Genomic DNA, 26826 nt, shown 5'->3' on the forward strand with positions numbered 1-26826 from the left:
GATGACCATGCCCCTCGAAAAGCTTCATATCCGTGACGAAGGTACGGGACCTGCCGTGATGATGCTGCACGGAATCGGTGGTAGTTCGGATTCTTTCGCCCCGCAATTCGAGGAACTCGCCGGTGAGCTCAGAATGCTCGCCTGGGATGCTCCGGGATACGCCCGATCGGCTGATCCGGGTCACGAGAACACCCTCGACGATTATGCAGATCTTGTTGCCGCCGTTGTTGCGGAGCGTTGCGGTGAGCGAGGTGCGCATCTCCTCGGAATGTCCTGGGGCGGTGTGATTGCTACCCGAGTGGCGCTTCGCCATCCCGAGTTGGTGCGCAGTCTCGTTCTCGGCAGTTCGACGGTCGGGTCCGGTGCAACCGAGGAGGGTGCCACCGGGATGCGTGCGAGAGTTGACCAGCTGAACGCACTCGGTGCGTCGGCTTTCGCTCAGGCACGCGCACCGAAACTTCTTTCTGCGCAGGCTGGTCCGGAAGAAATACAGTCTGCCGTGGATCTCATGGGCCGTTCGATTCGGCCCACCGGGTACAGCGGGGCGGCAGCCTCCATGGCTGCAACCGATCACACATCGGTGCTCGACCGGATCAAAGTTCCCACGCTTGTCCTGTGCGGAGATGAGGACACCATCACCGGAATGCCGGCCAGCCAGAAGTTGGCCGGCGGTATCGAAAGCGCGGTGTTCGTCACGGTCAACGGTGCGGGCCATCTGGCAAATCAGGAACGGCCACAAGCTTTTAATGCCTGGTTCTATTCCTTCGTCTTCATCGCCGAACAGCTACGCAATCACTGATACTGCGAGACCGCTACAACCACTTGATCAAAGGAGACCAACATGGACTACGACACCGCTGACCTTGCGGCATACACTAATTCGCTGATCCTGACCAAGGACAGCCGTCATGAGGACTGGGACACCCTCGGATTTCAGGCCAAAGCCGGAGATCAGTTCAAGCGTGCGCAGATTCGCTATGTAGGTTCCGGAGCCACCGGCAACCACGAGTCCGACAACCGCACCATTGCATCGCAGGGATTCACCTTCTCGAACATGCTGCTTCCTCCCGGCGCCGAGGGGCCAGAGCACACGCACCATGACGTCGAAGAGGCTTTCTTCGTGTTGGAAGGTGAGGTGGAGGTCGGAATCCATCGCGACGGTACCGTCGAGAAGCGGACTCTGGGTTACCGCGACATGATCGTTGTTCCCGCCGGTGTGCCGCGCAGCCTCAAGAACAACGGTGAAATCAACGCCCTGTTCTGCGTCATCATCGGCGCGCAGAAGCCGCAGATTCCGACGTACCCGGAAACGTCTGCGATGCACGGAATCACGCGCGACTGATGGCACTTCACGGAAGGTCGATCCTCGTCACCGGCGCCGGGCGAGGACTGGGCCTGGCCATTGCTGCCAGGCTCGGAGTCGATGGCGCCACACTCTGGCTTGCTGACATCCGTGTGGACTGGGGTGAGGCCGCTGTCGAGAAACTGCGTGCCGACGGTGTGGATGCGCGGTTCGTACAGGTTGACCTCCGTGACGAAACGTCGGTAGCGGCAATGGCAACGGCCGTCACTGCCGATGGCCCGCTCTACGGCCTTGTCAACAACGCAGCGTTGGCAGACGGGGTGGGAGGCAAAGCGATACACGAGCTTTCCGTTGAGGAATGGGATCGTGTTCTCGGGGTGAACCTCCGTGGCACATTCTTGGTATCCCGCGCCGTAATCCCTTCTCTGATCGAGAACGGAAGCGGACGGGTGATAACAATCGGATCCGACGCGGCCCTGTACGGCTCGCCCAAATTGGCGCATTACATCGCATCGAAAGGTGGCGTCTCGGCTCTCACCCGAGCAATGGCGCGCGACCTCGGGCCGTACGGGATCACAGTCAACACAGTCTCTCCGGGGCTCACGGAATCCGAATCGGCTGAGAAGGTGCCCGGTCACCGGCACGAACTCTACCGACTCAACAGGGCATTGGAGAGGCCACAGCAACCATCGGATCTGGTTGGCGCCGTCGCGTTCTTGATGGGGGACGAGGCGTCGTACATCACGGGTCAACAACTGGTGGTCAACGGCGGGTTCGTCCTGCACTAGTACGAACCACTGAGATCAACTGCACGCGAAGGGGTTTGCTCGATGGATTTACAGATGAAGGACCGCACGTACTTGGTGACCGGTGGAAGTTCGGGAGTCGGACTTGCCACGGTGCAATCGCTACTCGAGGAGGGTGCCAACGTCGTCACCTGCGCTCGGGACGAAGAGCGGTTGCGCGGTGTCATTGCAGGATTGCCGGGGGGCGAGCGAGTTCTGGGACTTGCTGCCGACGTACGGAATCCGGAATCTGTGACCGCTTTGGCTCGCGCTGCCGAAGCTCGGTTCGGCGGGATCGACGGCGTAGTCAACAACGCCGGAAACTCGCGTATGAAGCCTCGCAATGAAGCGACTCTCGACGACTGGCGGGACGAGATGGATCTCAAGTTCTCCAGCGTCCTGAACACCGTCGATGCAACCCTTCCGATGCTACGACGCTCCGGCGTCGGGTCCATCGTCAACATCAGTGCGGTGTTGGCGCGCCAGCCCGAGGTCCGCCTCGTCACCACGAGCGCGGCCCGGGCCGGCCTACTGAACTTGAGCAAGTCGCTCTCGATAGAGCTTGCACCCGAAGGTATTCGAGTAAATTCTGTTTCTCTTGGACTCGTCGATACCGGTCAATGGCGTCGACGCTACGAGGAGTCGGGCACCTCCGAAACTTTCGCAGAATGGGAAGCGGAAATTGCCGCCGACCGCGGAATTGGCCTCGGCCGATTCGGCCACGCCGAAGAGGTGGCCGCAATGATCGTGACCTTGCTTTCGCCGCGCTCGTCCTATGTGACGGGTACCAGTCTCGACGTCTGTGGCGGCGTCGCACGTTATGTCTGAGAGGACTTGCTATGTCTGAGAAAAATGGTGGAGACCTGCTGGTCCAGGTACTTCGTGAAGCCGGCGTCGACACCGTGTTCGGCATCGTCAGCGTGCACAACCTCCCGTTGGTGGAAGCTGTGTGCCGCGAGTTGCGCTTCGTCCCCGTTCGGCACGAGGCGACTGCTGTCAGTGCTGCCGACGGATATGCCCGGGCTACCGGGGGACTCGGCTGCGCGTTGACAAGCACCGGAACCGGCGCCGGCAATGCTGCTGGTTCGTTGATCGAATCGCTCAGTGCCGGAACATCGGTCCTGCATATCACCGGTCAGGTGGAGAGCCAGTACCTCGGCTCCGGGCGTGGATTCATCCACGAGACCAAGGATCAGTTGTCGATGTTGCGCGCGGTATCCGCGTCGGCGGAGACCATTCTCGACGCCGACAGCGCCGGGAAAGTACTGCGAGAGAGTGTTGCTCGCGCTTTGGCCGTTCCCGGCGGCCCGGCCAGCGTCGAGTGGCCGATCGATCTTCAGTACGCAGCGCACACGGTCGATGTGGCTGAACCGATTGCTGCGGTGCCGTCGGTTCTCGTCGCCGAGCAGATGGAAGCTGCGCGAGAAGCAATTCTGGCTGCACGCCGTCCGGTGATCTGGGCAGGCGGCGGAGTCGCACGGGCAGGCGCCGAACTCACGGCGTTGGTGGAGCAGTTGGGCGCGCCGCTGATCAGCAGCAACTCGGGTCGAGGCGCGGTCCGTGAGGATCACCCGTTGTGCGTCGGAAACTACGCCACTTCCCCGGTCGCTCGAGCCCTGCTTGCGGACGCAGACTTGTTGATCTCGTTGGGAACTCACTTCCGTTCCAACGAGACGGGCGACTACGCCATCACCGTCCCGGATGCTCACGTTCAGATTGATCTGGATCCGGCTGCGCCGGGTCGTGTCTACTCCGCAAGTGTTGGTGTCGTCGGTGAAATCGGTCAGTTCGTCAAGGCGTTGCTGGAATCGGATTCGCTCGGTGACGCGGTTGAGGACGGCTGGACAGATCGAGCCCGCGCTACCCGCGACGAGGTCCGTGCAAAGCAGCGGGCGGGGCTCGGCGATCATGCTGTCCTCAGTGACGCTGTGCGGGAAGCATTTCCCGAGGGTTCGGTGATTGCACGTGATGTGACAATCGCATCGAGTTCCTGGGGTAACCGGTTGTTGCCCATGTTTGATCCGCGCAGCAATATCTTCCCCCGCGGCGGCGGGATCGGACAGGGCCTCGGTATGGCGATCGGCGCGGCCTTGGCCGACGAAACCCGCCCGACGCTCGCGTTGGTCGGAGACGGCGGTCTCGCAGTACATTTCGGCGAGATCCTGACAATGGCGCAGGAGAAGCCGTGGATGGTATTGCTCGTGTTCAACGACGGCGGCTACGGCGTCCTTCGGAACATGCAGCAGAGCAGCGGATCCGACGAGTATGCGGTGGACCTGCTGACTCCGGACTTTGCACTTGTGGCAGCATCGATCGGCGTTCCACACTTGATGATTCGGAATGCTGACGAAGCGCACCGGGTCATGAAGGAAGCAGTGCAACTCCAGGCTCCGGTGATCGTGGAGGTCGACCTGGCGTCGTACGGTCCGATGCCGACTCCGTTCACACCTCCGGTGACTGTTCCGGGGAAGTAGTGGAAGTGAGCACGCTTCCGGGTTGATCTTGCTATGGCGCAGGACACACTTTAGCGCTAAGCTATTGAGCATTAAGATATATCGTGGCGGGTTGAGGAGGATCGTTTGATGAACACAACCGAACTGGTGGTTCGCCAGATGCGCTGGGAATCGCAAGATGTCATGTCGGTGCGTTTCGAGAAGGCAGACGGTTCGTCGCTCGCCGGGTGGACGCCCGGGGCGCACCTCGACATTCACCTCGGCCCGGATCTGGTTCGTCAGTACTCTCTGTGCGGCGATCCTGACGACAAAACCTCCTATCGAATTGCGGTATTGCGTGATTCGGCCAGCCGGGGTGGTTCGAAGCACGTACATGACTCGTTGCGTCCGGGGCAGCTGGTCACGGTCAGCGAGCCGCGAAACAACTTCGAGTTGATCGATTCGCCGCACTACCTGTTTATCGCCGGTGGTATCGGAATAACTCCGATTCTGTCGATGGTTCGTGAGGCCGATCGCCGCGGCGCGAAGTGGGAATTGCACTACGGCGGCCGGTCTCGGCGTGGCATGGCGTTTCTCGAAGAGCTTGCAGAGTTTCAGGGCAGTGTCGACGTTGTTTGTGAGGACAGTTCCGGCATCCTGAATCTTCCGGAGCTTCTGTCGGTTCCACGTGCCGACACTCTCGTCTACACGTGCGGTCCGGAGGGGCTGCTCGGGGCGGTCGAGAGTCACGGAGTCGATTGGCCCGAAGGGACGATTCAGCTCGAACGATTCAAACCCAAAGTGGTGGATCCTGTCGACGCCGGGGGGGACCGTCCGGTGCGGGTCGTCTGCTCCCGCTCGGGGATCAGTGCTGTGGCTGCTGCGGACAAAAGCATTCTCGACACCCTTGAAGAAGCCGGCCTGGATCTCTCCAACTCGTGTCGTGAAGGTATGTGCGGCAGCTGTGAAACCCCTGTGCTTGAAGGAATTCCGGACCACCGCGACTCCGTACTCTCGGCTGCCGAGCAAAGTTCCGGGAAAACGATGATGATCTGCGTTTCGCGCGCTCAGACCGACGAGCTCGTACTCGACCTGTAGGAGAAAACTGATGAGTCTCTATCTTGTTGAACACCAGGCACGTTCAGTGCCTCCCACGCCCTATGAGCTCAAGCTTGCGGGCGCGATCGAAGAGATTTTCGGCAGTGGCCGACATGACCTGGACGGACTCGTCGACGGTCTCAATCAGCTCGGAATTCATGCGCCGAACGGGGAACCCTGGACGGCAGACATTTTCAGTGTAGAGATAGCTCGAATGGGAGCGCAGTAATGGCAAATGTCTTGAAACGTGGACCATTGACCAGCGACGAAATCTTTGCGACCGGAATGCGAGATCAGTGGCACGCCATCTGTCCTTCGCATTTTGTCGAGCGCGGGGGGATGCGCCGGATCACCAGGTGGGGTGAGGATTGGCTGCTGTTCCGTCAGGCGGACGGAACGCTGCGAATGCTCGCCGACAGGTGCCCACACCGTGGCGCGCCGCTCTCCCACGGCCAGCATCTCGGGGATCGAATCGCGTGCAAATATCACGGCGTGCAGGTCGACGGCGAAGGCACCGTGGTGTCGGTCCCCGGGATGCCTGGTTGCAACCTCGAAGGCAAATCCTTGGTAACCAGCCTTCCGGTTCAAGAGGTGGCGGGTGCGGTCCTCGCGTGGTTCGGCAGCGACCCGAGTGCGCCTGCCGGCCCCCTCGAATTGCCGAATCCTTTGATGGAAGAAGGAGTTTCGGCATTCCTGTGTTACGCAGAATGGAAGTCGCCGTGGCGATACACGCTTGAGAATCTCCTCGACCCCATGCATGGCGCCTTCTTGCACCGTGAATCGCATTCGATGTTCGGCGGAGATACGTCGGCGCGCTTCAGGATTCGTGAGACCGAACGAGGATTCTATTTCGAGAAGACGGACCAACGCGGCGTCAATTTCGACTGGGTCGAGTTCTGCCGCACGGGGGCGGACTGGGTTGATCTCGAAATCCCTTATCCTCCAACGGCCGGCCCTGGAGGGTCGTTCGGCATCGTCGGCATGGGAACGCCGATCGACGCGGAGACTACTGCGGTGTTCTTCTGGCGCTACCGCCGAGTCACAGGCTGGGAACGCGACGTTTGGCGCTTCCTCTATCGCGTCACACTCGAAGAGCGTCATTGGGTAGTGCTGGAGCAGGACCGGGTGATGCTCGAGGCAATGGCCGCCGACGCTGATCAGGCCGAGAACTTGTACCAGCACGATCTGGGTGTCATTCGGCTACGACGGTTGTATCGAGCGCAAGCCGACGAACAGGCGGCAACGCAAGCTCAGGGGGTCGGGGCAGGAGTTCGCTGACCGGCACATTCAACTGATGGCGGGTTCCCTCTCCGAAAGGTTTCGGAGAGGGAACCCGCCATCAGTGTTCGGCGTAGACGCGTTCAGGCCGATGCGCTGCTGTCGGCGCCAGTTTCACTGGCCACGATCGAACGTTCGAGCTTGCGGAACAAATCGGCGAGCTGTTTCCGTTCCGGTGCGTTCAAACCGGCCAGCATGTGGTTCTCGTTCTCGAAATGCTCTTTGGCGGCGGCGTCGAAAACTTCTTTTCCCTTTGCCGTCAATCGCGCGTAGACAACTCGTCGGTCGGTGGCGTCTCGTTCGCGCTCCACCAGGCCGGCTTGTTCCAGACGATCGACTCGGAGTGTGACCCCGCCCGTCGTGACCAGTGACATCTCGGCCAGTTGGCCGGATGTCATCTGGTACGGCGGACCGGATCGGCGTAGCGCAGCGAGTACGTCGAATGACGCGACATTGATTCCGTGTTTTTCGAATACAGCAGACAGCGATGACTGATACCGCAGGTAGCTGCGGTGCATTCTGCCGAAGATATGGAGCGCGGAGACGTCCAGATCCGGCCACTGACGTGCCCACTGGAGGACGATGTCGTCCACCGCATCGGGTTCGATTCGATCGCTCACGTGTTCCACCTTTGCTCGCCTGATTTGCTCGTTATGCGAACAGTTGAGTGCCAAGACGTTTTTAGGCTACTCGGTGGCGACGGCCTACGGTGCCAGCTATGGCCTCTGTCGCGCCACCGCGTCAATTTCAACGGTTGCCCCATAAGGAAGGTTGCTTACTTCGAGAAAAGTGCGGGCGGGTCGAGGTTCGGTGAAAAGACGCTCGAACTGCTGATTCGCCTCGTCCCGGAGTGTGACGTCGGTGACGAAGTAGGTGAGTTTGACGACGTCGCTCAGTTCTCCGCCGACAGTGGCCAGTCGCTCACACATCCGGTCGATCGCGGCGTCGAGAGCGGGCATGCGTCCGGCAACGGCAATTCCTTCGCTGTCGATAGACAATGCACCGGAGACGAACGCGAGTCCGCCTGCGGTCACTGCGGGACTGTAAGGATGCTGCGCCGAACTGGTCATCGGGTATCCGCTTTCGTTGGGGGATAGGTGAAGTGGTACATCGAGAAGGATACCTTAGCGCTAAGATAATGTGAAGGATCTGTGCTGCAATCCACGACTTGACGGATATCGGCGGACGCACTGATGCTCGAGTGTTTTCGCCCAGGTGTTCGCAGCGCCTATTGTTGTTCCTTGTGCTCTCCGTCGTCCCTCGCCCAGTTATAGTCCGGGCCCCGTCCAAGGTGAATCTCCACCTGGCTGTCGGGGACCTGCGCGCCGACGGTTACCACGATCTGACTACCGTCTTCCAAGCTCTGTCGCTCGCTGACACCGTCACCGTGACGCCGTCCGACGGCCTGTCCGTGATCGTGACCGGAGACGACGCTACGGCGGTTCCCGTCGACCGCAGAAACCTCGTCTGGAAGGCCGCAGAACTGCTCGCTGCCGAAGCTGGAGTGGATACCGACGTCGAGATTCGCATTGACAAGGGAATTCCCGTCGCCGGCGGCATGGCCGGTGGAAGCGCTGATGCGGCGGCAACGCTGGTCGCGCTCAACGCGCTGTGGAAGCTGGAACTTTCGCGTCGTGATTTGGACAGTTTTGCAGCCAGGCTCGGTAGCGATGTTCCTTTTTCCCTGCACGGGGGTACCGCATTGGGGACAGGCCGCGGCGAACACCTGGTGTCGGTACTGACCCGGAGTACCTTCCACTGGGTGCTGGCGTTGGCCAAGGACGGATTGAGTACGCCGGTGGTATTCCGAGAACTCGACAAACTGCGAAGCGAAGGCTCACCGAAACGACTTGGTGACGCGGACGAGCTGATCCACGCGCTCACGACCGGCGATCCACGACAACTTGCACCACTGCTCGGAAATGATCTGCAAGCGGCGGCGTTATCGCTCAATCCGGCACTACGGCGGACGCTGCGCGCGGGTGTCGACGCCGGTGCTCTGGCCGGCATGGTGTCCGGATCCGGGCCGACATGCGCTTTTCTTTGCAGCAACGCTCAGTCCGCGGTGGACGTGAGCGCAGAACTTGCGGGAGCGGGGGTGTGCCGCACCGTTCGCGTGGCGAGCGGACCCGTACCCGGAGCACGAATACTCGACAAAGCGGCAAAGGGACAGCACTGATGGCTAACTTGATCAATCTGGAAAACGTGTCGAAGTCATTCGGCGTCAAGCCGTTGCTCGACGGAGTGTCGATGGGCGTCGAGGAGGGCGAGCGCATCGGCGTCGTCGGCCTCAACGGTGGCGGCAAGACGACAATGCTCGAGGTCCTCGCGGGCGTCGAAGAGCCCGATTCCGGTCGGGTCAGCCGAGTCGGCGGATTGCGGATGGCGGTCGTCACGCAGCGCGGTGTGCTGCCTCCCGGATCCACTGTCGGCGACATCGTTCTCGGGCCGCTGGGCGTCGCTCAGCATGAATGGGCCGGCAATGCCCGCATCCGCTCGGTGCTCTCGGGAATCGGAATCGATAACCTCGGTGCCGGCGGCGAGCGATCTGCGCTCGACGCCAAGGTAGACGGCCTCTCCGGTGGTGAGCGTCGACGCGTAGCTTTGGCTGCCGCTCTCGTTCAGGATCTGGACCTGCTCGTACTTGACGAGCCCACCAACCACCTCGACGTCGAAGGCGTCCAGTGGCTGGCCGAGCATCTCGTGTCGCGTCGTAGCGCGCTGGTGGTCGTGACGCACGATCGCTGGTTCCTCGACACCGTCGCAACTCGCACGTGGGAAGTTGTCGGCGGTGGCGTCGAAAGCTACGAGGGTGGCTACAACGACTGGGTGTTCGCCCGCGCCGAGCGTTCCCGTCAGGGTGACGTTGCCGAAGAGCGTCGTCGCAACCTGGCGCGCAAGGAATTGGCCTGGCTGCGACGCGGTGCTCCGGCCCGCACCTCCAAGCCTAAGTACCGCATCGAGGCTGCCGAGGCTTTGATCGCCGACGTACCGGCACCTCGCGACGCGGTGGCATTGGCGTCGTTCGCTCAGCGCCGGTTGGGCAAGGTTGTCATCGAACTCGAAGACGCTCGTCTCGAGACCCCGGACGGCCGGATGCTGGTCGAAGATCTGACGTGGCGTCTTGCTCCCGGCGAGCGGGTCGGTCTGGTCGGCGTCAACGGCTCGGGTAAGACGACGCTTCTGCGTACCCTCGCCGGAGAATTGGAACCTGCTGCCGGACGGCGCATTCAGGGTCAGACCGTTCACATCGGTTGGCTCAAGCAGGAACTCGACGATCTGCCGACCAACATGCGGGTGCTCGACGCGGTCAAGGATGTTGCCGAGCGAATCACCCTGGGTGACAAGGAAGTATCTGCCGGTCAGTTGGCCGAGCGGTTGGGCTTCACGCCGGCACGTCAGCGGACGCCGGTGGGTGACCTGTCGGGTGGTGAGCGTCGACGCTTGCAGCTGACGCGTGTTCTCATGGCGGAGCCCAACGTTCTGCTCCTCGATGAGCCCACCAACGATCTTGACATCGACACGCTTCAGCAGCTCGAGGATCTGCTCGACGGCTGGGCCGGAACGATGGTCGTGATCTCGCATGACAGGTACCTGATCGAACGAATCTGTGACACCACCTGGGCGCTCTTCGGCGACGGCAAGCTCACCAACCTGCCACTCGGTATCGAGGACTATTTGAAGCGGCGTGCAGCCATGGGTGACGGTGACAACCCGTCGGTGGCCTCCACGGCCAGCGGTGCGTCCAAGAGCAAGCAGGTGCGTGACGGCGCTGCGGATCGTGCTGCCCGCAAGGAACTTTCGAAGCTCGAGCGTTCCATCGCCAAGTTCGACGATCGTGAGAAGCAGCTGCATGCGGCACTCGCCGATGCGGCGACCGACCCGGACAAGCTGCAGGCACTCGGTGCGGAACTCAAGTCAGTCATCGCGAGTAAGGAAGCTGCCGAAGAGCAGTGGATGGAGTTGTTCGCTGACCTCGACGGCTAAACGTCAGATGGTCGAATTTTAGCGCAGGTTGAAGTCGGGTCGTCGTGCATCGGAATGATGTGCGGCGACCCGGCTTTGTTGTTGCGGCTAGGGCAATTGCTTGGATAGATGGACCAGCGCATAGCCTGCCGGCGTTGGTGTGCGATGGGTTTCCTTGTAGCCGAACCGTTCGTAGAGTCGAAGATTGCCGGTGCTGAACTCGCCGGTGAACAACCGCAAATCCGTCACCGTTGCCGGGAGGCGACTCTCCGTCAGTCCGAGCAGTCGACTGCCAAGCCCCCGGCCTTGCCTGTCCGGCGCCACGATCAGCCTGCCGAGTTCTGCCACGCGTGGAACTCGCCGGCGTCTTCTATCCTCAATGTCACGATCGATTCCATGAACAGAGACTATTCCAGTCCATCGTTCATGGCGTCCTAGCATTGTTGATGATCTTGCCCGAACCTTCGAATGCTCTTGTACATCAATAACTCTCGAGCAAAACTTCTCGAAAACCTGTCTGAAATGTCCCTAGGAATCGAAATCCTGTTCGATTAGAATTAGCGCATGGGGAATCGGGAAGCATGGCAGCTGGACGGCGAGGGACTCAAAGCAGAGGTTCTCGACATGGTCCGCGGCCGGCACGACATGCAATCGCGCATGGTGCACCTCGTTGTCGAGATGTTCACTCGTGACGCTCTTCCCGACACAGGCTTCCGCGCTATCGCCCAGTGGTTGCACCGATCCACCAACCTCGAGATCGGCGAATGCAGCCAACTGGTCAGCCTCGCACGGTTGTTCATGTTCGAACCCGTAGTCGCACAATCCTTTCACGACGGTGATATCGATATGCAGAAGGCACGGCAGGTGGCCCAGTTCTGCCAGCACCCACCCAAGAACATGCATACCGCGGACATCGAGAAGGCCCGCGACATCCTGCTGGACCTCGCTTCGAAGAAGGTTTCCGACTGCGACGGAAGTCCGAGCGGCCATCCGGCGTATCGAAAAGAAGTATGGCAATCGCGACGACGGAGTCCCCGTCGGGGAAGATTCTTCAGCGTAACGAGTTCTACGCCTCCAAAGGTTTGTACGGCCGCGTCAGCGTGAAAGGTGACCTCGACGCCGTCAGCGGTGCCCGGTTGATCGCGCTACTGTCCGGACTGTCGAAGCCGACTCCCGAAATTGACGGCGTGAAAGATGCTCGCACCCCGGCACTTCGACGCGCCGACGGTTTCTGCGAACTCCTGCGACGCTTTGAGATGGCCGGCCTCGGCCCCGTCGAAGGTGGCGTCAAACCGCACCTGACGATTACGGCTACCGCGAAAGACCTCACGGACCTGCAAGCGTTGAAAGATCTGTTGCCGTCCACCGAAGAACTCGGCTACGCGATCACCAACTGGGCCGGCCCCATCAGCCTCGACAGTGCCCGCATGCTGGCCTGTGACTGCACGGTCACCCGAATCCTGCTCGACCAGAACGGTGTTCCGCTCAATCATGGGCTCGACGAGCGAACGGCGACGGTCCCGCAGCGGCGAGCTTTGGCCGCCAGAGATGGCGGATGCGCATTCCCTGGCTGCGGCACTCCGGCCGGATGGTGCGACGCCCACCATATAGTTCATTGGATGGACAGTGGCCCAACGGATTTCGATAATCTTATCTTGCTCTGTGGCCATCATCACCGGTTGTTGCACCACACCGAGTGGAGTATCGAGATCGGGGATGATCGGAGAGCCCGGTTCTATCCGCCGATGTCGGTGGATCCGTATCAGGTTCCGATACCGGGGAACAGTCCGCCGACAGCAGCCTGAACAACCGAATAGTCAACGTGTACACCGGGGAAGAACCACGCCCCCGGTGTACACGACTGTAGCTGTCAGAACATGAGCGTGAGCTTTCCGTTCTCGTCGACGATATGAACTGTGCGACCAATGGCGGCAGGGTTGTTGCCACTGAACTGCGTTAGCTCTGCCGCATTCTCGGCTCCGGTGTGGCCGGCCACGCGCCCGCCGTCCGGTGTTGTGGCGATGACAAATCCGGTTTCCGGTTCACCGCCTCGGCCGTATTCCACCGTGGCCGTGATGATTTCCGCGTTGCCACTGTATCCGGTGACAAGTTCGGGCGCGTCCGCGGAAAGCGAGCGAGCTTCCGGATCCCCGATGTATCCGTCCGCATGAGCGGACGCGGACAGTAGTACAGCGTGTTGGTGGGTCAGGAATCCGCCATTGCCGTGGACCAGTGCGAGTTCGCCGTCTGCTCGGAGTCTTCGTGTCACTTCCGCGATGGAATGCAAGGTGTAGCTGTTGAGCGGTCCACCGAAGAAAGAGTGCCCGCCCGTGACGCTGGGGATCGTGTTGTCGGGAAGGCCGAGTTCGCGGATCAGTAGTTTCGGAACGATCGGGAAGCAACTGTAGGCGTCGACGATATCGAGAGCATCAGCGCCCACTCCTGCGCTGTCGAGCGTGCGGTCTACTGCGTCATGCATCGCAGCAGATGCGTGGAAATTGTTGCGGCTCAATATGTCCAGTGGATCGGTGGCGCCGGCCCCGCCCCAGAGATAGACCAGCTTGTCTTCGTCGACGCCGAACTCACGGGCCTTCTCGAGAGAGCAGACCACAACGGCCGCAGCCTGATTGACAAACGGCATGGCGTTGAGCATCAGTGGATACGGCTCGGAGACCATGCGGTTGCCCGGTCCGATTGTGCTGATTTCTTCTACGGTACGGACGTCCGGCGTCCACGATGCCGGGTTCTTTGCTGCAAGCTCGGAGAACGCGGCATACATTCGCGCTGACCAGGTCAAGGACTGTGCAGCGTCGTGGCCGATGGTTGCGCTGAAACTGTTTTCGAACAACGGGTAGACGCGCGTCGGAACTATGAATCCGGCACGCTGCATCTCGGGACTACCCAAGTCGGTGGGATCGAAGCCGGGAGGTCCGCCCGGTGCGGCAGTCCACCCGATGGAGTCGGGAGTGACGCCGGACTTTCGCAGCACGGTTGTGCTGGCATGCGATTCACCGCCGGCGAGCAGTGCCACGGAGGATTCGCCGGCTGCAATTGCCGCGCCAATGCGATCGAGAAGTGCAGCAGGCCAGTGCCCGCCGATCGGCGAGGTGGCGGTGCTCCTCGGCGTCGCCCCCACACGGGCGGCAAGGAGGCCAGGGAGGTCGTCGTAGGACCAGCTGACGGTCTTGATTGCGTACACGGAGTCGACATGTTCGCCGAGGGAGGGTTGCCCGCTGTCCGATAGTGCCGCAACAGTTGCCTCATGAATCAGATCGAGAGGTTCACGGTGCCCGTCGACAGGGTTCCATCGCAGGTCGCCGACACCGACGATGACCGGTATGCGTGACGTGTCAACCATCGTGTACCTCATTCTCGGGAGTGAACGGCAGCAAAGGGATCCCAGTTCGGATCGGTATGAACCTCGAGTTCGGCAGCTTTGGTGATTGCATCGGCGATCTCGCTCCCACACAATCGGGCGAGGAGGGCGGCCGCCATGTCGATTCCAGCTGCAACGCCGGAGGATGTCCAACGGTTCTGGTCTTCGACCCACCGCGCACGGGCAACCCAGGTCACCGATGATCCGTGCGATGTCGCCCATTCGTAGGCGCGCTTGTTGGTGGTCGCTCGATAGCCGTCCAGTAGTCCGGCCGCGGCAAGGACGGCGGACCCGGTACAGACCGAGGTCACGAGTTGTGCGTCCGTCGCCCACGCGTTCAGCCAATCGAGGAAGGCGCGGTCTACAACAGCACGCCGGGTTCCCTGTCCGCCCGGCACCAGAACGATGTCGGGGAGTTGGGCGTCTTCGTAACCCACCGTTGCGATGACTTTGGTCCCTTGACTGCTTCGAACCGGTCCGGCAGCCGGCCCGACCAGTTCGACGGAAATCGCCTCCGGCACCACGCCGAACAGCCCGAGCGGGCCGAAGACATCGAGCAGTTCGAATCCCTCGAACAGGACGATCGACAGGCGTCGACGCGATTCGTTCATGCGTGCATCATCGCAGATCTCGGCTTCGCATCTTCTGTGGCCAGCTGATACCCGGCGGCAATGCTTGCAGTGCAACGACTTCCGATGTTTGAGTCACGTATCGATAGCCGCGTTCCGAAAGGCAGGATTACCAGGAGAGTTGGAACAAGATCACGATCACGATCGATGGTCGTGAATTGCGTGTTATCCGCCGAGATTTGCACTAACTTTGAGAGTAATGCCCGCTTCGGCGCACTGCAGGTTAAGGTCCAGGTAGATGCGGGTGGTGGCTCCACGAGAGGCAGGGATCATGGATCTCGAAGCGATACTTCTGATTCAACGACTCAAGTACCGGTATGCGCGTGCGCTCGACACCAAATCGTGGGTTGAACTCGCCGATACATTGACGGTCGACGCGACCGCGATCTACGGCGAGCAGCTCAGCTTCGATTCCCGTGATTCATTTGTGTCCTTCCTCGAGAACACACTCGGCTCGCACATCATCACCGAGCATCAATGTGGGCAACCGGAGATCGATGTCGACGGTGACACCGCTACCGGGGTGTGGTGTCTCGCGGATACCGTCGTGGTGCCGGAGGACGGAATGTTGCTGCGGGGGTCCGCTTTTTATCACGACCGGTATGCATTGTGCAGTGACGGGAAGTGGCGGATTTCGCACACCAGTTACGAGCGGACGTGGGAGTCGGTCGTGTCGTTGTCCGACATGCCGAGCTTCCGGTTGACGTCGAACAAGTGGGCAATGCTGCAGCCGTCGTCGTTGGGTAATTCGGTAGTGCGCAACGTGTCTTGATCGCGACTATTACAGTCGTCGGATGGCCGAGGACGTTTCACCCGAGTTGGATACACGCGCGTGGATGCGAGGCATTCCGGCACTGACCGGCGTCGCACCGGATGCCCCGACTGAATTTCCGTCCACACCGAGTGCCTTGTTTCTTACCTGGCTGCGCGAAGCCGTCGACGGCGGAGCTGCAGAACCGCACGTGTGTGCGTTGTCCACTGTTGACGACGAAGGCATGCCGGATTCCCGGTTCCTCATCCTTAAGGATGTCGGCGACCGCGGCTTTTGGTTTTCGGGATCGGCTCGATCGCCGAAAGGTGTTGAACTCACAGCCCACCCGCGTGCTTCGTTAGCTTTCTACTGGCGCGAGAGCGGTCAGCAGATACGTGTGCGCGGTGTGGTCCGCGAAGGGGACGAGCCGGTGCGGGCGCGAGACTTCGTTGAACGGTCTGTGACGGCACGCGCAGTGGCAACGGCGAGCCGACAAAGTCAAGAACTGGCAGACTCGCGTGACTACGAGCGCGCGGTGGCCAGTGCGGTCGACATCATCGAGGCTGATCCGGCATTCGTTTCCGACGATTGGCGGGCGTGGTGTCTCGAGCCGGAGTCCGTCGAATTTTGGCAAGCAGACCCGGGCCGTCGACATCTACGGTGGTTGTACCGGCGCACGTCAGACGGGAGATGGACGGTCACGAACTTGTGGCCGTGACCGACCACGGAAATCCCCCCCCGGGTGCACTCAGGTTGCGCTGATCTCCGGCGACACGAGATTGACGACGATGGACTGGCCGCCGAGTTTGGCATGGATCTCGGGGTGCTCGAAGCCTGAGGACAGCAAGTAGCTTCCCAGCATTGTCAGCAGTTCATCCAGATTTATCGTGGGATCGGATGAATAGGTGCTGGACGGTGAGGAATGGTTGGCCATGAGTTCGGTGTGGGTGAGGCGCCCGGCGACGCGAACCGCTGCTACACCCATCGCGTCGCGCCGGACGACGGTACGGCTGCGAGTCTCGAGGGTTCGTGACGATTCACGTGACGGTGTGGGGGTTGGGGCAGGCATGGAAGGGTCCTCTCCGCTGCTGTGTGCGGCCGTGCTTCGGTCGGGGAGCGGAAAAGTGAAGGCACCTGTCGGCCCGGTCGAGAGTGCGTCTTCGGCCGGCCTGGCAGCCAGGGTTTCTGTGGTTGCCGTGGAACTGCTCGTTCGTGAGCCGTTGGATCCGTTGGACCCATTGGACCCATTGGTGAGGCCGTTGGTTGTACCACCGTTTGTCGAACCACCGTGGCCGTTTGCTCCATGCGAAGTCTTGTCTTCCATTGTTTCGCTCCTGATGCCCGTAAACAGACCGTCGGTTTGCATAGTGCTGGCAAACATACCAGGAGTTGGTTTCGGGTCGCACTCCCTCGGTGGGCGGAGCTACGGCAGGGTTGATGCTCGCTACGCGAGGGCGGGTGTCCGTCGTTGAATTCGGAGCCATGACCAGAATCCCCAGAGAACAAAAAATGCGTAGACGAGATAGAGGATTGCGGACGGGTAGTAACCCGCCCGGAAGAGTAGGGGAACACCCACGGCGTCGACGCCGATCCAGATGAGCCAGAACTCGGTCCATCCGCGGGCCATGCCGTAGGTGGCGAGGATGGATCCGGTGAAGATCCAGGCTTCAGCCCAAGCGCCATACGAACCCAGGGTGTCGAATATCCAAGCGAAAATAACTGTGCCGCTTATCATTACGACAACCATTGTCAGCCGCTGGTGCGTGGACGCCCAATGCGGCAGGACCGCGTTTCCGGAGTTCTGCGCCCCGCGTCGCCACTGCGTCCAGCCGTAGATGCTGACGGTGATGAACAGCAGTTGGCGGCCGGCCTGTCCGTACAGATTGAGTTCCTGCGGCGTATGGAACAGTGCACCCATGAAGACGGTGAACAGCAGGGCATTTCCGGCGATACCGACCGGCCAGGCCCACACCGAACGCCGTGCCCCGGCAATGGCAGACCCGATGCCGAAGGTGTTGCCGATGATCTCCCGCCAGAGAATCGTGGCGCCGCCGATGTGAAGTTCGGCGTCGAACAGCGCCTCGATCAGACTCATCAGTCAGAAGCGGCGACGAGTGGTTCGAGCGTCAGATCGGGAAGTTCCTTCTGGATGTACTGCAAGCGCCACTTGTCGCTGACAAGAGCGAGCATGACGCCGTCGGAACGGGTGAAGACCTCGACGCCGCGCTGACGGTTGAGCTCCACCTCGGACTCGGCATCGGTACGACGCGCGAGCGCGTAGCCGAGCGGTTCCATCTTTGCCTCGACGTTGAACTCCGACTTCATGCGGGCCGCGACAACCTCGAACTGCATGGGGCCGACGGCCGCCATGACCGGGGAAGCGTCGCCGCGGATGTCGTTGCGGAGAATCTGTACGACGCCTTCGGAGTCGAGCTGGTCGACTGCGCGCCGGAACTGCTTGTACTTGCCGGCGCTCTCTGCGCGCAGGATCGAGAAGTGCTCCGGTGCAAACGACGGAATGGGCGGGAACTCCACCTTCTTGTCGCTGTACAGCGTGTGACCGGGGGCGAGGGCGGTTGCGTTCACCAGACCCACGACGTCACCGGGGAACGCGGATTCAACGGTAGAACGCTCACGGCCGAAGACGGTCTGGGCGTACTTGGTGGTGAACGGCTTGCCGGTCTGCGCGTGCGTGACAACCATGCCGCGCTCGAACACTCCGGACACGATGCGCATGAACGCAAGACGGTCGCGGTGTGCGGTGTCCATGCCGGCCTGAACCTTGAAGATCACGGCGCTGAACGGATCGGTGACCTCGCGAGGCTTGCCGTTCACGTCGTCTCGTTCGCGCGGCGGCGGCGCCAACTCCACGAGGGTGTCGAGGATCTGACGGACACCGAAGTTCAGCATCGCGGACGCGAAGATGACGGGCGACGTCTGACCAGCCAGGAACATTTCCTGGTCGTGATCCTGGCCGGTGGCCGAGAGCAGTTCACTCTCCTCGGCGGCGGTCTCCCACTCGGAACCTTCCTTGGCCAGGGCGGCGTCGGCGTCCATGATTTCTTCAGGGGCGATTTTGGCGCCACCGGCGGTACGAGTGAAGCGGACGTACTCACGAGCTGCGCCGTCTTCACCGCGTCGCAGCAGACCGCGGAAGTCGCCGGCAATGCCGACTGGCCAGTACAGGGGAGTGGGGGTGAGGCCGATGCGTTCGCTGATCTCGTCGAGCAGTTCGAGCGGCGTCTGACCGGGACGGTCCCACTTGTTGATGACGGTGATGACCGGGATGCCGCGGTGACGGCAGACCTGGAAGAGCTTGAGCGTCTGCGGTTCGAGGCCCTTGGCCGCGTCGATAAGCATGACGGCCGCGTCGACAGCAGTCAGGACGCGGTAGGTGTCCTCGGAGAAGTCGGAGTGACCGGGGGTGTCGACGAGGTTGATGACGTTGATGGTGTCGTCAGCTGCCTCGGACGAGTGGTAGTTGAACTGCAGCGCCGTGGAGCTGACGGAGATGCCTCGGGCCTTCTCCATCTCCATCCAGTCGGAGACTGTGGACTTGCGCCCGGCCTTGCCGTGGACCGCGCCGGCCTCGGAAATCTTCTTGGCATGCAGCGCGAGCGCTTCGGTGAGCGTCGACTTACCGGCGTCGGGGTGAGAGATGACAGCGAAGGTGCGACGACGGGTGGCTTCGGCAGCCAGGCCCTTCGTCGTGGTGGGGATCGACGTCGTCGCTAGGCCCGCTGTGTCTTCGCCCGTGGCGTCGGACTGGACAGTCGAGTCGGTAGGGACAGTCGAGTCGGACGGGGTAGTCAACGAAGAACCTCTCGCAAGTGGGTACAGCGCGCGGTGGAGCAAGGGGCGCAGAGTGCGGACGCACAACAGAGAAAGGATACTCGCCGCCGCATTACCGGTAACACTCGGCGAACTTTGTCTGATTATCTCCATGGGTATGCGCTACATCACATGGCGTTCGAATGGGTACAACAACTGCATCAAAGCGTTCTTAGGAGTTGCGTTGAGCAAATTCACCGACGAAATGTATGCGAGTGCCGCAATCAGCAATCGCGGCTTGGTGACGGGTGAACCGGAGCGCCCGTTTCGACAGACCTGGGGTGACATCCATCAAGACGCACGACGGATGGCGGGTGGGCTTTCCGACGCCGGAATCGCTCACGGGTCCGCGATCGCAGTCCTTGCCGGTCAGCCGGTGGACATCGCGCCGGCGTGCCAGGCGAGTTGGATGCGTGGCGCTTCCGTGACGATGCTCCATCAACCGACGCCACGTACCGATCTGGCGGTGTGGGGGCAGGACACACAGACGGTGATCGACATGATCTCTGCGAAGGTGGTCATTCTCGGAGCCCCGTTCGGTGTGGCGAAACCACTCCTCGAGGAGCGCGGTATCACCGTCGTGACTGTGGAGGAACTGCGGAAAGGTTCCCCGATCGATCCGGTACCGACTGCAGAGTCGGATATCGTTTTTCAGCAGCTGACGTCCGGTTCGACGGGTTCTCCGAAGGCGGTGCAGATCACGCACGAGAACTTCTACGTCAACGCCTACTCGATGATCAACCGCATCAAGTTCTCGATCGACGACGACGTGATGGTGAGTTGGCTTCCGCTCTTCCACGACATGGGGATGGTCGGATTCCTGACGGTCCCCATGCAATTGGGGGCCGAAATCGTCTCGATCACTCCGTTGGACTTTCTCCGTAGCCCAATTCTGTGGGCAGAGTTGATGGGAAAGTATCGAGGAACTGTTACGGCTGCACCGAATTTCGCGTATTCCCTGCTGGCTCGTCGGCTTGCCCAGGCGCCGGACGGCGCTGTTGATCTCTCGAGCGTCCGGTATATGTGGAATGGAGCCGAGCCGGTAGATCCGGACACCATGGTTGCTCTCGCCGAAGCCGGCGCTCGGTTCGGCCTCGATCCCACTGCGCTTGCACCCTCGTACGGAATGGCAGAAACAACGCTGGCAGCGTCGGTCCCCGATCCGAATCAGGGACAGGTTCTCGACTACGTCGATCCGGATTTTCTCGAAGCGATGTCCCGCGCTGTTCCGTCGACCCGGCCGAATGCCCGGGCGATGGCGACCCTGGGGCGGATGGTTCCGGGATTGGAAGGGCGCGTTGTCGACAGCGAGGGGCAGATTCTGCCGGCGCGCGGAGTCGGAATCATCGAAGTTCGCGGACGGGCGGTCACCGCCGGCTATCTCACCGTGGACGGACCCAAACCGGCGCAGGACGCCGACGGTTGGTTCGACACTGGTGATGTCGGCTACTTCACCGAAGAGGGTCTTGTTGTTGTCTGCGGCCGCGTCAAGGACGTCATCATCATGGGTGGCCGCAACGTGTATCCGACTGATATCGAGCGGGCTGCGGGAACGGTCGCCGGGGTGCGCCCGGGAAATGCGGTTGCGATTCGTCTGGACGCCGGTCAGAAGCGTGAGAGTTTTGCTGTCGCTGTCGAGACCAACGCGTTCGACGATCCCGAAGAGGTCAAACGCATCGAACGTGAAGTGGTCAGAGCCGTCGTTTCCGAGGTGGGAGTTCGCCCGCGCGCCGTGGCAGTGCTGGGCCCCGGCACAATCCCCAAGACATCGTCGGGCAAATTGCGTCGCGCGAACTCGGCTGCGTTGCTCGGAGCGTGAGGTCAGTGAAGGCGGTTCTGCGCCGCTTCGAGGCCTAGCTCGAGAAGGAGCTCGACGGCGTCGGCGGCTTCCTCGCACACGAGGTCGAGTTCCTTGCGTTCCGCCGCGGAGAACGGTTTGAGGACGTAATCCGCCGGGTCCATGCGACCCGGCGGACGGCCGATGCCGACGCGAGTACGCAGATAGTCCTTGGTGGACAGGGAACTTGAAATGGAGCGCAGGCCGTTGTGGCCACCTTCGCCGCCGCCGAGCTTGAGGCGAATGGTCCCGAAGTCCAGATCAAGTTCGTCGTGAACGACGATGATGTTTGCCGGATCAACGGAGAAGAACCGGGCCAGCCCAGCCACAGCGCCGCCCGACAGGTTCATGTACGAGCGAGGTTTGCCCAGGATCACGCGTCGGCCCGCCAGACGGCCTTCGACAATCTCGGCCCCACTCTTCTTGTGCGCGTTGAACTTTCCGCCCATGCGACCCGCAAGTGTGCCGGCAACCATGAAGCCCACGTTGTGGCGGGTCTTCTCGTACTGGGGGCCGGGGTTACCGAGTCCGATCACCAGGGCGGTGTCTGTGCTCAACGGATGCTGTCCTTTACGGGCTCGGGGATACGACGCGCAAACGGCGCGTCACTTCCGAAACCTCGGAAATGACGCGCCGCTGACTGTAAAGATTTCGAGGATCAGGCCTCGGCTGCGGCTGCCTCGGCTGCTTCTTCGGAAGCCTCCGTAGCAGCTGCGGTGACGTTGATGATCAGCGTGTCCGCATCTGCCTGCAGGGTGGAGCCTTCCGGCAGAATGAGCTGGCTGGCGAGGATCTGTGTGCCGGCTTCGAGGCCTGCAATGGAAACCTCGATCGACTCGGGGATGTGCAGTGCGTCTGCCTCGATGGAGATGGAGGAAGCATCCTGAGCGACCATCGTGCCGGCAGCAGCGTCGCCGACAACGATGACGTGAACGTCGATGGTGACCTTCTCGCCCTTCTTGATGACGAGGAGGTCAGCGTGCTCGATGTAGTTACGAATGGGGTGCACGACGATGGACTTGACCAGTGCAACCTGCTCCGTGCCGTCGATGTCGAGGGTCAGGATGGCGTTGGTGCCGTGCGCACGGAGGATGCGCGAGAAGTCGCGAGCCGTGACGTTGAGGTGCTTGGGGTCTTCGCCGTGGCCGTAAAGAACGGTGGGAACCAGGCCGAGGCCGCGTGCACGACGGGCTGCGCCCTTGCCGAATTCGGTGCGGGTAACGGCGACGAGGTTGTTCGCTACAGACATGATGAAAAGCTCCTACAACTCACGGAATGCGTGCTCGGTGTGTACTGGCGGTGTGGCTCTCTTGTCCCAATCGAGTGGACAGGCGCGCACGGCCAGGAGCGAAACGCTCGAGCTGAACCGTATCCGCGTCGATCACGGTAAATCTGCAGGTAAGTGGAGCAGCTGCGATTCACCCTCGCCGAGACAACTTTCCATACCCTACCGGAACTCGTGCGTCGGAGCGAATCGCCGCACGAGTTCCGGTACTGGTGGCGGCGCTAGCGAGCAGCGCTGATACCGGCGCGACGACCGAAGAAGCTGCCGTCGCCGAGGCTGGTTCCGCTGGCATATCCTCCGGCGCAGACGCCAGAGGTGCAGCGGCCCGCAGCAAAGAGTCCGGGGATGGGCTCGCCGGAGACGTGCAGAACCTCGGAATTGACGTTTGTCTTCAACCCGCCGAGTGTAAATCCGCCGGTACGTCCACGTAGATCGATAGCGGCGACCGGGCTTCCGATCGGCTTGACCCATTCGGAGTTCTTGCCCAGCAACGGATCCGAACCCTCGGCAGCGTGACGGTTGTAGAGGTCGACGGTGGATTGCAGTGCGCCGGCAACAAGGCCCATCTCAGCTTCGAGTTCCTCGACGGTTTCGGCGACCCACTTCGGCTGTGCCCGCAACTGGATGGTCTTGGTTTCGGCTGCGACGCCCTCCTCGTAGGCGGCTTCGTCGATGACGAGGAAAGCCTGATTGTCTTGCTGGAACAGTGCTGCCTGGCCGATCCTGCCGGGGTAGGTGTCCTCGGGTATGAACCGCTGGCCACGGCCGTTGACCAGGATGCCTCGCGCCATCAACTGCGGGTCGCAGAAGAAGGCAACTTCGGTGGCGTCCATATGCGCGGTGTCAGCGCCGAGTGCCTGCCCGATCTGGATGCCGCGGCCGTCGTGTGCCTCGATGGAAGCCGCCGGATGTCCGAAGATCTTGGGAGCGTTGGAACGCACCATCTCGTCGTTGTACGCAAAACTGCCCATAGCCAGCACGACGCCCTTGCGGGCACGGATGGTGACGTCCTTGCCGTAGCGCTTGGCGACGATACCGACAACGCGTCCGCTCTCGTCCACGGCGACAGTCTGTACGCGAAGATCGTATTCTGCTCGTACACCGAGCTTTTCGGCAGTTTGGACGAGCGGCGTCATCAACATGAAGCCGGCACCGTGCTCGCTGGTGGTCTTGCCCGACATCTGTGGGACGTGACCGCGCGGAGCCGGATCGATCAGGGTATTGAATGGTGCGGCATTCTCGCCGCCGGAGTACATGAGTCCGTCGTCGTGCGGCGGTTCCCATCCGGGCTGACCCCAGAAGGTTTCCTTGAACGTAACTCCCGCATCCACGAGCCAGTTGAAATGATCGACGCTGCCCTCGCAGTAGGCGTCGATCTTGGAGTCGTCGGTTCCGGGACCCAGAGCAGCCTTCATGAAGGCCTTCATGTTGTCGACGGTGTCGTCGAATCCGCAGGCTTTCTGCAGCGGTGTTCCGCCGCCGAGGTAGATGATGCCGCCGGCCTGCGACGCTGCGCCGCCCCAGCCGCCGGTCCGTTCCAATACCAGTACGTCAGCGCCGGCGCGTGCGGCTTCGATTGCGGCGGTGACGCCGGCAATGCCGTAACCAGCGACAACGACGTCGGCTTCGTAGTCCCAGGTGGTGATGTCGGCGGCAGAAATCGGATTTACGGTGGCGTCAGCCATGGGCAGAGTCCTCTCCAAATGTGAGCTAGGTATCACCTACATTTGCAGTTCTGGCCGACTTTGAGCACGCTCGTCCCAATCATCGGGAGATATGGAGATCCCGTACGGCGCCGAGAAACTTGTCCAGGTCCGCGTCGTCGACGAAACAATGCGGGGAGGCCCTCACGACGGCGTCGAGTCCCCGCGCCGTCATGTCGAGGAGAGTCGAGCTGCGACTACTGACGGTGACCGTGATGTTCTGGGCGGCAAGGTGATCGCGCACTTCGGCCGCCGAGTATCGATCGAGCGTGAACGAGACGATCCCGCTCAGGTGTGCGCCGCGATCGTGAACGGAGACGCCCGGCATTGTCGAAAGGCCGTCGCGAAGGTGGTTCGCCCGCGACTGGATCTGGTGCGCAACGGTTTTCGTGCCCAAGGCGATCAAGTAGTCTGCCGCGGCGCCGAGTCCGAGTCGGGCCGCGACACTGGTCTCCCACAGTTGGAATCGTGTTGCATCCGGTGCGGGAGCATAAGCGTCGGCATGGGTCCACGCGGCGCCGTGCAGGTCCATCGAGACCGGTTCGAGGGCGTCGGCCAATCCGGGGCGCACGTAGAGAATCCCGGTGCCGCGCGGACCGCGAAGCCACTTGCGACCCGTTGCGCTCAATGCGTCGACGCCCAGTGTGGACACGTCGATGGGCAATTGGCCAACGGATTGGCAGGCGTCGAGGAGGACCAACGCGCCGTGGGGCGCGGCAAGTTCGACCACTTCCCGGACCGGATTGATCAGTCCACCGTTGGTCGGGACGTGAACTACCGAGATGACTCGAACTCGGTCGTCGAGCATCGCTTCGAGCGCTCCGAGGTCGATCCGGCCGTCGACGTCGCTCGGAATCACCTCGACCTGAGCGCCGGTGACGCGGGCGCGGCCGAGTGCGGCAATTGCGTTGCTGGCGTACTCGACTCCGGAGATCAAGATGCGATCACCGGACTTCAGGGGCACCGCGCTGAAAAAGTCGTTCCAGGCGCGGGTTGCACTGTCCGTCAACGCGATATCCGACGCCTGGGCGCCGATCACGCGGGCGATCGAGTGCGGTACGGCGGCCAAGGCCTCGGCCTTCTGGCTGGCTGCGACGTACCCGCCCACATCAGCTTCAAGGCGCAGATGTTCGATCATCGTGGTGACTACCGATTCGGGTGGGAGCGAGGATCCGGCGCTGTCGAGGAACACCTTGTCTCGGCATCCGGGAGTATCGCGGCGGACCGTATCGAGATCGAACATGGCACCTTCCGTTCACATCAGTGTGGTTCTAATACCTTGTGAACGAAGCTATACCGATGGAGCGAAGATTGGGCACGCTCGACGCGGTTGTCATCGGGTTGGGCGCGATGATCGGCGCCGGAGTCTTTGTGGTGTTCGCCCCGGCGGCGGCAGTTGCGGGTACCGGCCTGCTGTTCGGGTTGGTGATTGCGGCCTTCATTGCGTACTGCAATGCGACGTCGTCAGCTCAACTTGCGGCGCGCTATCCGACGTCGGGGGGAACGTACGTCTACGGCCGCGAACAACTGGGGCCGTGGTGGGGCTTTGTTGCCGGCTGGTCGTTTGTGATCGGTAAGACCGCGAGTTGTGCGGCGATGGCATTGACCTTTGCGACTTACGTTGTGCCCGAACCGTATCGGAAGGTCGTTGCCGTTCTGGTCGTTGTTGCTCTGGTCGGTGTGAACTATCGCGGGGTCACCAGAACTGCGCAGATGGCTCGGGTGATTGTCGCGGTGTCGTTGACGGCGCTGGGCGTGGGGCTGGCGACGGCATTTTGGGGTCCGGATGTGGATCCGGCACTTCCAGATTTTGCGTCGGCATCATGGTACGGCGTTCTGCAATCGGCGGGATTGTTGTTTTTCGCTTTCGCCGGCTATGCCAGGATCGCGACGTTGGGAGAGGAGGTCCGCGATCCCCGTCGCACGATTCCGCGGGCAATTCTGATCGCCCTGACGGTCGCGATTGTTGTGTATGCGCTGGTAGCGACGGTTCTCCTGATGACGCTGGGGCCGGAGAAGCTTGCTGCGTCAGACCGGCCGCTCTCCGACGCCGTCGCCGCGGGAGGTTTGGCGTGGGCGTTGCCCATCGTGGCGATCGGCGCCGCCGCAGCCTCTGCGGGTGCGCTGTTGGCGTTGATCGCCGGTGTCAGTCGAACGGCGATGGCAATGGGCCGAGAACGGGATCTGCCCACCACTTTTGCGGCTATCCATCCGCGATTTGCGGTGCCCCATCACGCTGAACTGACCGTGGGTGTGATCGTGATTCTCTTGGTGTCGGTGGTCGATCTCCGTGGGGTGATCGGTTTTTCGTCGTTCGGTGTGTTGGTGTACTACTTCGTGGCCAATATCAGTGCATTCGTGCAAGGTGACGCGGATCGAATGTTTCCGCGGTGGCTCCAAGTGGTGGGCGCCCTCGGTTGCGCTGTTCTGGCATTCATGCTGCCGGTATCGGCCGTGGTAGCCGGCGTAGGTGTGGTTCTGGTGGGTTGTGGGTATCGGTGGTTACGACTGGAAAAAACCAGCGACACGTAAAGGGGCAAAGCGTGCATGTC

28 protein-coding genes are annotated in these 26826 nt (G+C 61.6%); 16 read left to right on the plus strand and 12 right to left on the minus strand.

Annotation, left to right across the window (positions count from 1 at the left end):
- Position 1: 1 nt before the first annotated feature.
- From MTX36_RS11450 to MTX36_RS11485, 8 genes are all read left to right on the plus strand, one after another.
- Complete coding sequence (locus tag MTX36_RS11450; protein WP_243619868.1) at positions 2-799, plus strand: alpha/beta fold hydrolase; 798 nt, start codon at positions 2-4, stop codon at positions 797-799.
- Positions 800-841: 42 nt separating this feature from the next.
- A complete protein-coding gene (locus MTX36_RS11455) occupies positions 842-1342 on the plus strand; it encodes a cupin domain-containing protein (protein WP_243619869.1) in 501 nt (166 codons plus the stop codon).
- Positions 1342-2091 carry a 3-oxoacyl-ACP reductase family protein gene (locus MTX36_RS11460; RefSeq protein ID WP_243619870.1) on the plus strand — a complete coding sequence of 250 codons (750 nt, stop codon included), beginning with the start codon at positions 1342-1344 and terminating at the stop codon, positions 2089-2091. The genes MTX36_RS11455 and MTX36_RS11460 overlap by 1 nt, the downstream gene beginning before the upstream one ends.
- Positions 2092-2133: 42 nt before the next feature.
- The gene (locus MTX36_RS11465) at positions 2134-2916 is read left to right on the plus strand and encodes an SDR family oxidoreductase (protein WP_243619871.1); all 783 of its coding nucleotides are present in this window, start codon (positions 2134-2136) and stop codon (positions 2914-2916) included.
- 11 nt (positions 2917-2927) lie between these two features.
- Positions 2928-4562 (plus strand): thiamine pyrophosphate-binding protein, encoded by a 1635-nt coding sequence (locus tag MTX36_RS11470; protein WP_243619872.1) that lies wholly within the window; start codon positions 2928-2930, stop codon positions 4560-4562.
- A gap of 108 nt (positions 4563-4670) precedes the next feature.
- Complete coding sequence (locus MTX36_RS11475) at positions 4671-5618, plus strand: PDR/VanB family oxidoreductase (protein WP_243619873.1); 948 nt, start codon at positions 4671-4673, stop codon at positions 5616-5618.
- Positions 5619-5628: 10 nt separating this feature from the next.
- Positions 5629-5847, plus strand: coding sequence for a recombinase-like helix-turn-helix domain-containing protein (locus MTX36_RS11480; protein WP_243619874.1), 219 nt, complete (start codon positions 5629-5631; stop codon positions 5845-5847).
- Entirely contained in the window at positions 5847-6896 is a 1050-nt protein-coding gene (locus tag MTX36_RS11485) for an aromatic ring-hydroxylating dioxygenase subunit alpha (RefSeq protein ID WP_243619875.1), read from the plus strand. The genes MTX36_RS11480 and MTX36_RS11485 overlap by 1 nt, the downstream gene beginning before the upstream one ends.
- A gap of 83 nt (positions 6897-6979) precedes the next feature.
- On the opposite strand, the gene MTX36_RS11490 is transcribed toward MTX36_RS11485, so the two are convergent.
- Positions 6980-7516: a MarR family winged helix-turn-helix transcriptional regulator gene (locus tag MTX36_RS11490; protein ID WP_243619876.1), complete on the minus strand. Its 537-nt coding sequence runs from the start codon at positions 7514-7516 to the stop codon at positions 6980-6982.
- Between the two features lie 96 nt (positions 7517-7612).
- Positions 7613-7966 carry a RidA family protein gene (locus MTX36_RS11495; RefSeq protein WP_243619877.1) on the minus strand — a complete coding sequence of 118 codons (354 nt, stop codon included), beginning with the start codon at positions 7964-7966 and terminating at the stop codon, positions 7613-7615.
- 173 nt (positions 7967-8139) lie between these two features.
- Here MTX36_RS11495 and MTX36_RS11500 point away from each other — a divergent pair, with 173 nt between their 5' ends.
- Both MTX36_RS11500 and MTX36_RS11505 read left to right on the plus strand, forming a co-directional pair.
- The gene (locus tag MTX36_RS11500; RefSeq protein WP_243619878.1) at positions 8140-9075 is read left to right on the plus strand and encodes a 4-(cytidine 5'-diphospho)-2-C-methyl-D-erythritol kinase; all 936 of its coding nucleotides are present in this window, start codon (positions 8140-8142) and stop codon (positions 9073-9075) included.
- Positions 9075-10883 carry an ABC-F family ATP-binding cassette domain-containing protein gene (locus MTX36_RS11505; RefSeq protein WP_243619879.1) on the plus strand — a complete coding sequence of 603 codons (1809 nt, stop codon included), beginning with the start codon at positions 9075-9077 and terminating at the stop codon, positions 10881-10883. Before MTX36_RS11500 ends, MTX36_RS11505 begins: the two co-directional genes overlap by 1 nt.
- Before the next feature lie 87 nt (positions 10884-10970).
- Here MTX36_RS11505 and MTX36_RS11510 read toward each other — a convergent pair whose 3' ends face one another.
- Positions 10971-11303 (minus strand): N-acetyltransferase, encoded by a 333-nt coding sequence (locus tag MTX36_RS11510; protein WP_243619880.1) that lies wholly within the window; start codon positions 11301-11303, stop codon positions 10971-10973.
- 123 nt (positions 11304-11426) lie between these two features.
- On the opposite strand from MTX36_RS11510, the gene MTX36_RS11515 reads away from it, so the two are divergent.
- Together MTX36_RS11515 and MTX36_RS11520 are read left to right on the plus strand one after the other, a co-directional pair.
- Positions 11427-11966: a hypothetical protein gene (locus MTX36_RS11515; RefSeq protein WP_243619881.1), complete on the plus strand. Its 540-nt coding sequence runs from the start codon at positions 11427-11429 to the stop codon at positions 11964-11966.
- A complete protein-coding gene (locus tag MTX36_RS11520; RefSeq protein ID WP_243619882.1) occupies positions 11873-12667 on the plus strand; it encodes an HNH endonuclease signature motif containing protein in 795 nt (264 codons plus the stop codon). Before MTX36_RS11515 ends, MTX36_RS11520 begins: the two co-directional genes overlap by 94 nt.
- Before the next feature lie 65 nt (positions 12668-12732).
- Here the strand turns inward: MTX36_RS11520 and MTX36_RS11525 are convergent, their stop codons facing one another.
- The gene (locus MTX36_RS11525) at positions 12733-14220 is read right to left on the minus strand and encodes an acetyl-CoA acetyltransferase (protein WP_243619883.1); all 1488 of its coding nucleotides are present in this window, start codon (positions 14218-14220) and stop codon (positions 12733-12735) included.
- A gap of 8 nt (positions 14221-14228) precedes the next feature.
- The gene (locus tag MTX36_RS11530) at positions 14229-14849 is read right to left on the minus strand and encodes a DJ-1/PfpI family protein (protein ID WP_243619884.1); all 621 of its coding nucleotides are present in this window, start codon (positions 14847-14849) and stop codon (positions 14229-14231) included.
- 289 nt (positions 14850-15138) lie between these two features.
- Between MTX36_RS11530 and MTX36_RS11535 the strand changes: the two genes are divergently transcribed.
- Positions 15139-15639, plus strand: a complete 501-nt coding sequence (locus MTX36_RS11535; protein WP_094275230.1) for a nuclear transport factor 2 family protein — start codon at positions 15139-15141, stop codon at positions 15637-15639.
- A gap of 22 nt (positions 15640-15661) precedes the next feature.
- The gene (locus tag MTX36_RS11540) at positions 15662-16336 is read left to right on the plus strand and encodes a pyridoxal 5'-phosphate synthase (protein WP_243619885.1); all 675 of its coding nucleotides are present in this window, start codon (positions 15662-15664) and stop codon (positions 16334-16336) included.
- A gap of 30 nt (positions 16337-16366) precedes the next feature.
- Here MTX36_RS11540 and MTX36_RS30245 read toward each other — a convergent pair whose 3' ends face one another.
- The 3 genes from MTX36_RS30245 to MTX36_RS11555 all read right to left on the minus strand — a co-directional run bounded on the left by MTX36_RS30245 (position 16367) and on the right by MTX36_RS11555 (position 19338).
- Positions 16367-16687, minus strand: coding sequence for a hypothetical protein (locus MTX36_RS30245; protein WP_308198218.1), 321 nt, complete (start codon positions 16685-16687; stop codon positions 16367-16369).
- A gap of 375 nt (positions 16688-17062) precedes the next feature.
- Positions 17063-17713 (minus strand): nicotinamide riboside transporter PnuC, encoded by a 651-nt coding sequence (pnuC, locus tag MTX36_RS11550; RefSeq protein ID WP_243619887.1) that lies wholly within the window; start codon positions 17711-17713, stop codon positions 17063-17065.
- Complete coding sequence (locus MTX36_RS11555; RefSeq protein WP_243619999.1) at positions 17713-19338, minus strand: peptide chain release factor 3; 1626 nt, start codon at positions 19336-19338, stop codon at positions 17713-17715. The genes pnuC and MTX36_RS11555 overlap by 1 nt, the downstream gene beginning before the upstream one ends.
- A gap of 295 nt (positions 19339-19633) precedes the next feature.
- Between MTX36_RS11555 and MTX36_RS11560 the strand changes: the two genes are divergently transcribed.
- Complete coding sequence (locus MTX36_RS11560) at positions 19634-21268, plus strand: fatty acyl-AMP ligase (protein ID WP_243619888.1); 1635 nt, start codon at positions 19634-19636, stop codon at positions 21266-21268.
- Between the two features lie 2 nt (positions 21269-21270).
- On the opposite strand, the gene pth is transcribed toward MTX36_RS11560, so the two are convergent.
- The 4 genes from pth to MTX36_RS11580 all read right to left on the minus strand — a co-directional run bounded on the left by pth (position 21271) and on the right by MTX36_RS11580 (position 25517).
- Entirely contained in the window at positions 21271-21843 is a 573-nt protein-coding gene (gene pth, locus MTX36_RS11565; RefSeq protein WP_243619889.1) for an aminoacyl-tRNA hydrolase, read from the minus strand.
- A gap of 101 nt (positions 21844-21944) precedes the next feature.
- The gene (locus tag MTX36_RS11570) at positions 21945-22535 is read right to left on the minus strand and encodes a 50S ribosomal protein L25/general stress protein Ctc (RefSeq protein ID WP_243619890.1); all 591 of its coding nucleotides are present in this window, start codon (positions 22533-22535) and stop codon (positions 21945-21947) included.
- 257 nt (positions 22536-22792) lie between these two features.
- A complete protein-coding gene (locus MTX36_RS11575) occupies positions 22793-24256 on the minus strand; it encodes an FAD-dependent oxidoreductase (protein WP_243619891.1) in 1464 nt (487 codons plus the stop codon).
- 79 nt (positions 24257-24335) lie between these two features.
- A complete protein-coding gene (locus MTX36_RS11580) occupies positions 24336-25517 on the minus strand; it encodes an aminotransferase class V-fold PLP-dependent enzyme (protein WP_243619892.1) in 1182 nt (393 codons plus the stop codon).
- 56 nt (positions 25518-25573) lie between these two features.
- Between MTX36_RS11580 and MTX36_RS11585 the strand changes: the two genes are divergently transcribed.
- On the plus strand, positions 25574-26806 hold the full coding sequence (locus MTX36_RS11585) for an APC family permease (RefSeq protein ID WP_243619893.1): 1233 nt from the start codon (positions 25574-25576) through the stop codon (positions 26804-26806).
- Positions 26807-26826: the final 20 nt, after the last annotated feature.

It is taken from the genome of Rhodococcus sp. ARC_M6, assembly GCF_022810305.1.
In the GTDB taxonomy this organism is placed as follows: domain Bacteria; phylum Actinomycetota; class Actinomycetes; order Mycobacteriales; family Mycobacteriaceae; genus Rhodococcus_F.